General features: G+C 75.3%; 6 protein-coding genes. 1 reads left to right on the top strand and 5 read right to left on the bottom strand.

The genetic code is table 11. The features are described from left to right. Positions 1-67 precede the first annotated feature (67 nt). On the bottom strand, positions 68-2,617 hold the full coding sequence (locus tag ACQKM2_RS02270) for a CHAT domain-containing protein (RefSeq protein WP_427705580.1): 2,550 nt from the start codon (positions 2,615-2,617) through the stop codon (positions 68-70). A 128-nt stretch (positions 2,618-2,745) separates the two neighbouring features. Here ACQKM2_RS02270 and ACQKM2_RS02265 point away from each other — a divergent pair, with 128 nt between their 5' ends. After that, entirely contained in the window at positions 2,746-4,782 is a 2,037-nt protein-coding gene (locus ACQKM2_RS02265; RefSeq protein ID WP_427705577.1) for a CHAT domain-containing protein, read from the top strand. On the opposite strand, the gene ACQKM2_RS02260 is transcribed toward ACQKM2_RS02265, so the two are convergent. The 4 genes from ACQKM2_RS02260 to ACQKM2_RS02245 form a co-directional block, all read right to left on the bottom strand. Beyond that, the gene (locus tag ACQKM2_RS02260; protein ID WP_427705574.1) at positions 4,752-5,213 is read right to left on the bottom strand and encodes a hypothetical protein; all 462 of its coding nucleotides are present in this window, start codon (positions 5,211-5,213) and stop codon (positions 4,752-4,754) included. The two genes, ACQKM2_RS02265 and ACQKM2_RS02260, sit on opposite strands and share 31 nt — an antisense overlap. 70 nt (positions 5,214-5,283) lie before the next feature. Then, the gene (locus tag ACQKM2_RS02255) at positions 5,284-7,173 is read right to left on the bottom strand and encodes an ABC transporter ATP-binding protein (protein WP_427705572.1); all 1,890 of its coding nucleotides are present in this window, start codon (positions 7,171-7,173) and stop codon (positions 5,284-5,286) included. Continuing rightward, positions 7,170-8,873, bottom strand: coding sequence for an ABC transporter transmembrane domain-containing protein (locus ACQKM2_RS02250; protein WP_427705570.1), 1,704 nt, complete (start codon positions 8,871-8,873; stop codon positions 7,170-7,172). The genes ACQKM2_RS02255 and ACQKM2_RS02250 overlap by 4 nt, the downstream gene beginning before the upstream one ends. After that, positions 8,870-10,381, bottom strand: a complete 1,512-nt coding sequence (locus ACQKM2_RS02245; RefSeq protein WP_427705567.1) for an AMP-binding protein — start codon at positions 10,379-10,381, stop codon at positions 8,870-8,872. The genes ACQKM2_RS02250 and ACQKM2_RS02245 overlap by 4 nt, the downstream gene beginning before the upstream one ends. Positions 10,382-10,405: the final 24 nt, after the last annotated feature.

Here is a 10,405-nt window from a genome sequence, read left to right as displayed (position 1 = left end):
GCCCAGAATACGGACGGGGCGCGCCGCTTCGAAGGTTTCCCGCCAATTACAACCGGATCGGGAACCGTCAGACGCGGTCCGTCCGACGGGGGAGCGGCGGGACGAGGGCCTGGCGGTACGTGGTGAGCTGCTCCTCCAGCTCCCAGTCGTACCGTGCCAGGGCGGCCTGCGCGGCGGGTGCGAGCCCGAGCAGGCGGAGGTGGTCCTCGCACCGGCGGTACAGCCGGCTGGCGGTCTCCTCGGTGAGCGGGCGTCGTGGCAGCAGCGTCCAGCTGCCGGGCCACCGGCCCTCCGGGTCCAGAAGCCCCAGGTCGACGCCGCTGAGCACCCGGGCCCGGTCGAGGGCCACGGCGACCCCGGGCGACGAGAGGTCCTCGCCGGTGAGCGCGTCCGGGCCCCGGTCCGCCACGTCGACGGCCGTGAACACCTCCGCCGTGGCCCCTTCCAGCCACTCCCCGAACTCGTCGGTGTCCGAGTGCCCGGCCCGCAGCAGCCCCAGGACGACGGTGTCCACGAACTCGGCCGTCCGCTCCAGCGGGCCGACCTCTGCGGGCAGCGGCAAGCGCGCTCCGGCCGACCGCAGCCACCGGTCCAGGTCGTCGTCCCGGCCCGCTGCCAACAGCAGGGAGGCGCCCCGCGCCGACCGGTGCCGGATGGACGCGTGGGCGTCGAGGAGCGGGCGGTACAGCGCCGGCCAGTGGTGCCGGACGGTGGTGAGGACCTCGCGCTCACCGTCGGGGCCGCCCCACAGCGCCGCCCTGTTGAGGTCGGTGACGGCGGTCCGGGCGTCGACGTCGGGGAGGGGCGCCGACCGGCCCGCCGCATCCGTGTCCCGCGTCCACTTGAGCAGTTCACGCGCGTCCCGGCCGTTGTCGTCGGCCGCCCGCTCGGAGAGGAGACGCCGGCGCGGCCGGGGCGCGGCGGCCACCCCGTCCACGGGCGACGGAGCGCGCAGCAGGTACTCGTCCCGGCCGAGCGCGCGTGCCAGCTCCGCCGCGGTCTCCCGCACCCGCGCGGGGTCCGTCCCGTGGACCTGCAGGACGAGGCGACGGATGTCCCAGCCGAACCCGTGCAGCCGGTCGAGCTCCTCCCGGAAGCCGTCCTGCGGGACCGCGGTGTCCGGACAGCGCAGCACGAGGCCGACTCCCCGGTGGGCGTCGGCCGGTGCCCGCCGGTACGTCGGTGAGACGGAGTCCCGCAGTTCGCCCTCCGTACGGGGCAGCCGGCCGTCCGCCGCGTCGGCGGCGTACCACGCGCGCGGGGTCTCGGAGCCGCGTCCCGCGTGGTAGCGGGCTCGTGCCAACGTCCGTTCCGCGTCCGCCATGAGCGACGGCAGGTCGTCGGCCGCGGGATCGGCGAGGACGTCGAGGAGGAACCCCTCCGCCAGGGACCACCGGGAGTCCAGATGGACCCGGTGCCGCTCGTCCGGGCCGGACGTCCGGGCGCCGCCGTCGACGGGCACGCGATGGGCCACGGGCACGAGCCGCTCGGGCCTCAGCGTGGGCTGCAGCCCGACCGCCAGGTCGGCGCCGTCGTGACGGGTGAACAGCACCGGCACGGCCGTGGCACCCTCCAGGGCCTCCCGGCCCTCCCGCAGCGCCCCGTCGATCTCCTCGCCCCTCACCAGCGCGCTGAAGAAGCGTCCGGCGAAACCGGCGGCCTGACCGTGACTCAGCTTGCCGAGGAACGCCACCACGTGGGGCACGCCGGCTTGGACGATCTGCTGCGCGGCGGACGGGCCGCTGAACGTCTTCTCCGCGGGGCCCGCCGCGTCACAGGCCATCAGCACCGCGAGGGTGACCCCGGCCTCCAGGAGCGGGCCGGCCAGCGCGTCCGCGTCCAGCCACTCGGCGGCGCCGCCCGCGTCGGCGCCCACGACGATCCCGCCGGACACCTGGTGCCCGCCGAAGTAGAAGACCTGCGCCCCCTCGGCGAGGGCCTGCCCGATCGACTCCACCGTTGCCGGGGCGTCCACCACCCGCGGTGAGAGGCGGGAGCCGTCCACCGCACGCCGTACGGTTCGGCCGTCGGCGTCCCGCAACGCTCCCGGAGGGGGCTCCGGCACCTGGAGCGTCACACCGCGGACCGTGATCGGACCGTGGACCGCGGTCGCGTCGGCGATGGCCACCACCCCGGCGGTGACCGGCGTCGAGGCGGGCGGGGGAACGGCGGTGACCACCTCGCGGACGAGCACGAACGAGGGATGCCGCCCCAGCTCGCAGCCCCCGTCCGCGGGCGGCGTCGAGGGCTCGGCGGCCCAGGCGCGCCACTCGGAGGACGACGCGGTGGCGGACGGCACCCGCACCGCCTCCCAGCGCAGGCTCCCCAGGGCGTACGGGCCGTCGTCCAGGCGCAGCCGCAGCCGGACGTACCGGGAGCCCAGGTGCTCGACGCGGTCGGCGATGTGTTTCCGGACCGGGGGCGGGAGGAGGATGCCGGACAGCCTCGGGGGCACATTGGCCCTGTTCCCCTCCGCCCACGACTGGAACAGGGCCTGGCCCACACGCTGCGGGGGCGATGCCTCGTGGACGGGTCCGCCCCACCGGTCGAACGCGACTGCCGTGACGGTGCTCCCCTGCCACGACAGCCGGATGGTGATGTCCGGATCCTTGTCCATGGGTCGCCCCCGTTCCCTCGTCTGCCCCAGAATGCCACCACCAGGCGGAGGCGAGGGGCGGTTCGAGCGTGGAGATGCGGGAGTCGGGGACGTATGCGTGGGATCCCCGGTGCGAGGAGGAGACGACCTTGCGGGCCTTGCGGGCCTCCGCCTCGTGGGACGACCCGGAGCTGGAGGAGGAGGCCCGGGCAGCCTGGGCCGCACTGCTGGTTGACCCGGATCTCGACGCGGAGGGCTTCGTAGACGCCCTTGAGGGCGTGCTCTATGACTTCGCGCGAGCCATGGACGCGTGGGACCGGTTCCTCGCCTCGCAACAGGAAGGGACGCGCGACGTCCCCATCGGCGCCGAGCCGAGGGTGACCCCGCCCGCCGAGCCCGTGCCGGGCGCCGGCCCCGTGCCGGAGACGGAGGACCGCTTCCTCAACGTCGCGATCGTCTGGCCGCTCTCGCGGCGGGTCGTCCCCGCGGACCGGCTCCTCGCCTCCGGCAGGACGTACGAACTCCGGCTGGACATCTGGCGGTTGTCCGAGGACAGCCTCCTCGCGGGCCAGGCCGTGGCGCTGCCCGACGTGCTCCTGGACCACACGGACGACGACGGGAACGGCGACTGGCTCCAGCTGACCCTGGTCAGCGACGACCTCGCCTTCTCCGCCGAACGGCACTGGCTCTTCCTGCCGCGCAGGGGCCCCGCCTGGGTCTGCCCGTGCGTGCCCGGAGGCCGGCACACCTGTGAGGAGGAGCACCGGGGCCGGTACGTCCACGTGCCCTTCGTCGCCCCGGAAGAGCCCGGGCCCGCTCGGCTGCGGATGTTCGTCTCGTACCGCGGCAACCAGCTGCAGTCGGTGAGCCTCACCACGGCGATCGCCGCCGCGGAGGGCCCCGGCGGGGCGACGACGGCGGTGGTCGACTACACGCTGACCTCCGGTTTCGCCGCCCTGACCGACCTGCCGCCGCGTGCCGCGGCGGTGCGCGTGGGCCGCCAGGACGGGGCGATGACGATCGACGTCGCCGCGGGGGACGGCCCGGTTGCCACGTTCTGGCTCAGCGAGCACCAGGTGGTCGCCGTACTCGAACAGGCGCGGGCCGACCTCTTCGCCTGTCACGCGGAGCTGCGTGGGAAGGGCGAGGACGAATGGCTGGCGAACCTGCTTGACGAGGACAACGGCAAACCGTTCCCCGAGCTGCTCCAGGACATGACGAGGCTCGCACGGCGCGGCTGGACGTTCTACCAGATGATCGCCCGCAGCAAGTCGGACCGGGCGGCCCTGGGGCGCGTACTGCGCGAACCGGCCGAGATCCAGGTCTGCCGCACCGAGATGCAGGACCTCGTCTTCCCCTGGGCCCTGCTGTACGACATCCCCGTGGAGAGCAGCGGGCCGCTCGACCCGTGCGCCGGGGGCTGGGAGCAGGTGGAGCGGGACGCTTCCGCCCGCTGTTGCCCGGGGGAGGCCGAGCACGGCCTCAACACGCTGTGCCCGTACGGTTTCTGGGGCTACCGGCACATCATCGAGCAGCCGCCGTCCGCTCCGCCGGGCCGCCGGATCCGGCTGCGGGCCGGTCGCGGGGGAGCCGCGCCCTCGCTCACCGTGGCGCGCAGCAACCGGCTCGCGTACGAACTGACCCATCGTCATCTGTCGGTCCTGAGCGAGCACTTCGCCGACGTGCTGGTCTGCGACCGGAGGGACACCCTTCGTGATGCCCTGATGAACACACCCGGTGACTGCTTCTATTTCTACGGCCACGGGCTCCCGGCCCGTCCCGGTACCGAGGACTCCACTCCGACGGTACTGGAGATCGGCCACGACGACCGGATCCTCCCCCAGGACCTGACCGCCTGGGGGGAGGACGCGCGATGGGCGGGCTGGGAAGACCTCTCTCCGCTGGTCTTCCTCAACGGCTGTCACACGGCCGACCACGATGCCCGGACCTGGCTGCCCTTCGTCACCGTCTTCACCGGCCTGCACGCCGCCGGTGTCGTCGGCACGGAGATCACGGTGCAGCAGGGTCTTGCCGGGGACTTCGCCGAACGGTTCTGGGAGCTCCTCGTCGCCGGCGACGAAGTCGGATCTGCCCTGCACCGGGTGCGGATGGAACTGCTGCGGAAGGGCAACGTCCTGGGGCTGGCCTACACCGCCTACTGCTCCTCCGCGCTCCGGCTGCGCTGAGTGACCTGGCCGGTCGTCCGGCGGGGCGTGCCGCCGGACGGCATCGGGTTGCCCATCCAGCCCGAGCTCTGCGGCCCGATCACGGCTCGCTCCTCCGGCCGGCCGGGCGCCGGTTCCGCGGGCTGCGCGGGGACCTGCGCCACCGCCGCCTCCCGCTTGGCCAGGGCGTTCCGCTCGGACCGGTCGACCAGGAGGCCGACGGCGAAGTAGCCGAAGAAGCCCGCGAACAGCCCGATGCCGTAGCAGGCGAACAGATCCGGCTCCGCGAACTGCGTGTTGATCACCGCGCCCCCGCCCAGCGCGGCGATGACCGTGATCAGGTCGGTGATCCTGGGTGCGTTGGCGGCCCGCCGCAGCGTTCGGTAGGAGATCCAGCCGATGACCGCGCCGAACGCCCCGGCGCCCCAGAGGCTGAGCATCGAAACCTGCACGCCCGTTCCTTCCGCTTGTCCCGTCACCCCTGTGACGGGCAGCGGTAAATGTACCGCCCCGTGACGTCGGTCACGTCGCCTCGCGGGTCCGGGGTGGACGCGCCCTCCCCGTCCCGGCCCCGGACCAGGAGTGCCACAGGGCCGCGTAGGCCCCGTCCGCCGACAGGAGTTCGGTGTGGCTGCCGAGTTCGACGATCCGGCCGGCCTCCATCACCGCGATGCGGTCGGCGTCGTGCACGGAGTCGAGGCGGTGCACGATCGAGATGACCGTGCGGCCCTCGATCAGGGCGGCCAGGGAGCGTTCGACGCGGCGTGACGCGGTCGAGTCCAGCAGGGCGGTGGCCTCGTCCAGGACCAGGGCGTGCGGGTCGGACAGCAGCAGGCGGGCCAGGGCCAGTTGCTGGGCGTGGGAGGGGGAGACCGGGGCGGCGCCCGGGCCGATCTCGCTGTCCAGGCCGTCGGGCAGGGAGCGGGCCCAGTCCGCGAGGAGGACCGTCTCCAGCGCCTCCCACAGGCGGGCGGCCGTGGCCCCCTCGGCGGCCCCGGCGGCCTCCGGCTCCTGGGCGGCCAGGGTCAGGTTGTCCCGCAGCGTGCCCGAGAACACGTGCTGCTCCTGGGTGACCAGGACGACCTCCCGCCGCAACTGGCCCACCGGCAGCCGGGCCACGTCGGCGCCGCCGATGCTGACGGTCCCCCGGGTGGCGTGGTGCACCCCGGCGAGCAGCTTGCCGAGGGTGGACTTGCCCGCCCCCGAGGCGCCGACGACCACCAGCTTCTCGCCGGGGGCGATGGACAGGTCGATGCCGCTGAGGACCTCGCGGCCGGGACCGTAGCCGAAGCCGACGCCCTCCAGGCGCAGGGCGTGCCCGTCCAGCACGGCGGGCGGACGCGGCTCCTCCTTGGGCAGCCGTTCGACACCGAGGATGCGCCGCAGCGCGGCGTTCCCGATCTGGAGTTCGTCGGTCCAGGTCAGCAGGTCGTTGAGGGGTTCGCCGAGGGCCTGGACGTAGAGGACGACGGCGGTCAGTTCCGCCAGCCCGACCTCGCCGCGCTGGTAGGCCAGCCCTCCGATCAGGAGGGTGAGCGCCATCGGGACCATCGTGGCCAGGTCCAGGCTGGGGAACCAGATGGTCTGCAGCCAGGTGGTGCGCTGCCGGGTGCGGACCACGCTGTCGACGGCCGCACCGTGGCGTCCGGCCTGCCGGGGGCCGAGCCCGAGTGCCTCGACGGTGGCGGCGCCGCGGGTGCTCTCGTGGGTGACGGCCAGCACGTCGGCCTCCTGCGCGAGCAGCCGCTCGTACGCGCGGGTGGCGCGCGGCCGGTACCACCACGTGGACAGGGCGGCGAAGGGCACGCCCGCCAGCAGGCCGAGGGCGAGCAGCGGTGAGGTGAGCAGGATCGCCGCGAACGTGAACACCAGGGTGACGGCGGCCAGCGCGATGCGCGGGACGGCCTGGCGGATGCTCTCGTTCAGCCGGTCGGCGTCGTTGGTGGCCCGGCTGAGCAGGTCGCCGGTGCCGACGGCCTCCACCTCGGACAGGGGCAGCCCGAGGACGCGGCGGACGAAGTCCTCGCGGGTGCGGGCCAGGACGCGTTCGCCGAGCAGGGTGGCCTGGGTGCGGGCGGCGCGGGCGAGGAGGGCGTGGGCGACGAGGATGGCGACGAAGGCCAGGGCGAGGACGTCGACCCGGCCGGCGGTGGTGCCGTTCTTGATGGACTCGACCAGGTGGCCCAGCAGCCGCGGGCCGGTCAGCCCGGCCACCAGGGCGGCGGCGAACAGCCCGAAGGTGAGGGCCAGTCGGCGGGCCTCGGTACGGACGAACGCGCCGGTCCAGGCGCGGACCTCGGCCCGGTCGGCGAGGGGCAGGCGGCCGGCGGCGGACGAACCGGCGGGACCGGGGTCCGCGGAGGTGCCGGCGCCCGTGGAGGGGGCCCGGGTGGAGGCGGGGGTGGTGGTCATGAGGGCACTCCTGCGGAGCGGTCGGGGCCGCCGGGGCCGCCGGGGGCGGCGTCCGGGTCCGCGGCGAGGCGGACCGTGCGGTCGGCGGCGCCGCGCCAGAGGGGGCTGTCGGTGAGCACCACGGTGGTGCGTCCGGCGCGCAGCGCGGCGACCCGGTCGACGATGCGGGCCTCGGTGTGGGCGTCGACGGAAGCGGTGGGGTCCTCCAGGACGAGGACGTCGGGGGCGGCGAGCAGGGCGCGGGCGAGGACGAGGCGCTGGCGCTGGCCGCCGGACAGGGCGCGGCCGCCCTCGTCCAGCCACGCGTCCGGTCCGCCGGGCAGGGCCGCGACGACGTCGGAGGCGTCGGCGGCGTACAGGGCCCGGGCCAGCGCCTCCCGGGACCGGGCGGAACCGGCGCTCAGTTCCTCGCGCACGGTGCCGCTGAAGAGGGTGTCGGCCGGTCCGGAGCGCAGCAGCCGTGCGGACAGTTCCGCGGGGTCCACCCGGTCCAGCGGAACGCCGCCCAGCAGGACGGGTGCGGGCCCGGCGGGCCCGGGGCGGGCGAGCCGGTCGGCGAGGTCGGCCATGCGGTCGGCCGGGCCGGTGAGCACGGTGAGCCGGCCGGCCTCGGCGGTGATGCCGAGGCCGGGGTCGGTCAGGGCGAGGGCCCCGGCGGGCAGCGGTTGGGGGTGCTCGGGCCGGACGGTGTCGGGGGTCAGGCGCAGCAGGGTGCAGACCCGGCCGGCGGCCACCTTGGCGAGGCTGAGGGTCTCGGCGGCCTCGGTGGCCGTGCTCACGGGCAGGGTGAGGAAGGCGGAGGCACCGTAGAACGCGACGAGTTCACCCGCGGTGATGGTGCCGTTCAGGGCGAGCCGGGCGCCGAGCCAGACGATCCCGACGGTAACCAGCCCCGGCAGGAAGACCCCGGCGGCCTGCAGCCAGGCCTCCATGCGGCCGGCGGACTCGCCGGCCCGGCGGACCTGCTGGCTGGTGCGGCGGAAGCGGGCGGCGAAGGCCGCCTCGCCGCCGATGCCCCGCAGGATGCGCAGGCCGGCGACGATGTCGCCGGCCTGGGAGGTGGCGACGCCCATCAGCTCGCGCTGGGCCTCGTCGCGTTCCTGCAGGGGCCGCAGGAGCGGGCCGATGCTGAGCACCGCGGCGGGGACGCCGACGAGCACGGCCAGTCCGAGGACGGGCGAGGTGACGGTGAGCGCCACGGCCACGAGGACGGCGGCGACGACGGCGCCGACGGTGCGGCCGATGACCTCGAAGGAGTTGCCGATGCTCTCCACGTCGGCGGCGGCGGAGGCCGCGACGTCCCCGGAGCGGGCCTTGCCGCGCAGGGCCGCGCCGAGGCGGACCACCTGACGCATCAGCACCCGGTGCGTGGTGGACAGGGCGTGGGCCTCGGCCCCGACGGCGGCCTGGATCAGGCCGGCGCCGGCCAGGGCCTGGAGGACGCCGAGACCGAGGGCGAGGAGCGACCACAGGTACAGGCCGGTCTGCCCCGTGTCCTGCCCGGCCGCGTCGATGGCCCGGCCGATGACCAGCGGGACCAGCGCGAGGGGGATCATCCAGAGCACGCCGAGCGCGGCGGCGAGCACGAGCGGCCAGGGCCGGATGCGGACCAGCCACCACAGGTAGGCCCAGGGGCCGCGGGAGTCCGCCTCGGGGACGGCGGCGGGGGCGACGGAGGCGTCGAAGAGTCGGTTGCTCACAGGTACCGGTCCAGGGTGCCCGCGCGGTCGACCTTGCCGGTGCGGGTGTGCACCAGTTCGGGCACGGCGATGATCCGGTCGGGGACCAGGGGGGCGGGCACGGCCTCCCGCAGCCGCTCGCGCAGCTCCGCCGTGCCGTCCCCGCCGCCGGCCGGTCCGGCCGGTCCGGGGAGGACGACGAACGCGACCAGCGCCGTGTGCTCGCCCTTGCGGTGGCCGGCCGCGGCGACGGCCGTGACGCCGGGGAGCCGGCCCAGCGCCCCCTCCACGTCGAGCAGGTCCACCCGGTGGCCGCGGATCTTGACCTGGTGGTCGATCCGGCCGTGGAAGAGGAGCGAGCCGTCGTCGGTCTCCGTGACGAGGTCCCCGGTGCGGTACCAGCGTCCGGTGCCGACCGCGGGGTCGCCGGCCGGGAACCGGTCGGCGGTCCGCTCCGGGTCGTCCACGTAGCCGAGCGCCAGCTGGGGCCCGGCCAGGAGGAGTTCGGCCGGCCCGTACGGTGCGTCCGGGCGGGGCACGAGCGCCTGCCGTACGGAGGGCAGCGGTCGGCCGATCGGTATCCCGTCGGGGAAGGAGGCGGGTGCGCCCGGCCCGGCGAGGACCGCGCTGTGGGTGACGAGCGCGGTCTCGGTGGACCCGTACGTGTTGAGCAGGACGACGTCGTCGGCGCGGAGCCGCCGCCAGCGCTCCAGCATGTCCGGGCGGACGGCCTCGCCGCCGATCACGACGGTGCCGACCGAGGCCGGCACGGTCCGCCCGGAGTCCAGCAGGTGGCCCGTCCAGAGGTGCCAGTAGTCGACGGGCAGGTTGACCAGGGTGATCTCGTGGTCGGTCAGGACCCGGTCGAGGTCGGCCTCGCTGTCCTCGTCGAGGACGACGAGCCCTCCGGCCAGCAGGACCGGCAGGACCTCCTCCAGGCTGGTGTCACCGTCCATGCGGTGGAAGTTGAGGGAGACCGTGCCGGGCCCGACGCCGTACTGGCGCCGCAGCGGGGGCAGTACGGCGTGGAGCGCGCCGTGCGGGACCGCGGCCGCCTTGGGGGCGCCGGTGGATCCCGAGGTGAACAGCACGTACGCGGGGTCCTCGGCCCGTACCGGTTCCCCGGCCTCGCGGAGCGGGGCCTGCGTGCGGCCCCAGTTGGGCCGCAGCACCCGGTCGACGGCGGGCAGCGCCCCCGGGCCGGCGGTGGCGACCAGCTCCCGGCAGCCCAGCCGGCGCAGGGCCGCGTCGGCGTGGCCGGCGGGGCCGTCGGCGACGGGCACGTAGGCGCGGCCGGCGGCGAGGACGCCGAGGACGGCCGCGATGTCGCGGGCGGCGTGGTGGACCTGGACGGCCACCGGCGGCTGTTCGCCGGCCGGGCCGCGGGTGGCGACCAGATCGGCCACGGCCCCTGCCCAGCCGGCCAGTTGGCCGTAGCCGACGGTCACTCCGTGGTCGACGACCGCGGGCCGGTCGGGGTCCGAGCGGGCGAGGGCGAAGAAGGGGTCGAGCACGCTGGGCAGGGTCATGGCAGGGGGTTCCGGTCCGTCCGT

Source organism: Streptomyces sp. NPDC004126, from assembly GCF_050275515.1.
Lineage (GTDB): Bacteria > Actinomycetota > Actinomycetes > Streptomycetales > Streptomycetaceae > Streptomyces.
The sequence above is the reverse complement of the archived record's forward strand: the minus strand, read 5'-3'. Positions and strand labels throughout refer to the sequence as shown.

Bases quoted from the DNA above. Each gene is read 5' to 3' on its own strand.
- ACQKM2_RS02270 (WP_427705580.1), bottom strand. From the start codon at position 2,617: ATGGACAAGGATCCGGACATCACCATCCGGCTGTCGTGGCAGGGGAGC.
- ACQKM2_RS02255 (WP_427705572.1), bottom strand. From the start codon at position 7,173: ATGACCACCACCCCCGCCTCCACCCGGGCCCCCTCCACGGGCGCCGGC.
- ACQKM2_RS02245 (WP_427705567.1), bottom strand. From the start codon at position 10,381: ATGACCCTGCCCAGCGTGCTCGACCCCTTCTTCGCCCTCGCCCGCTCG.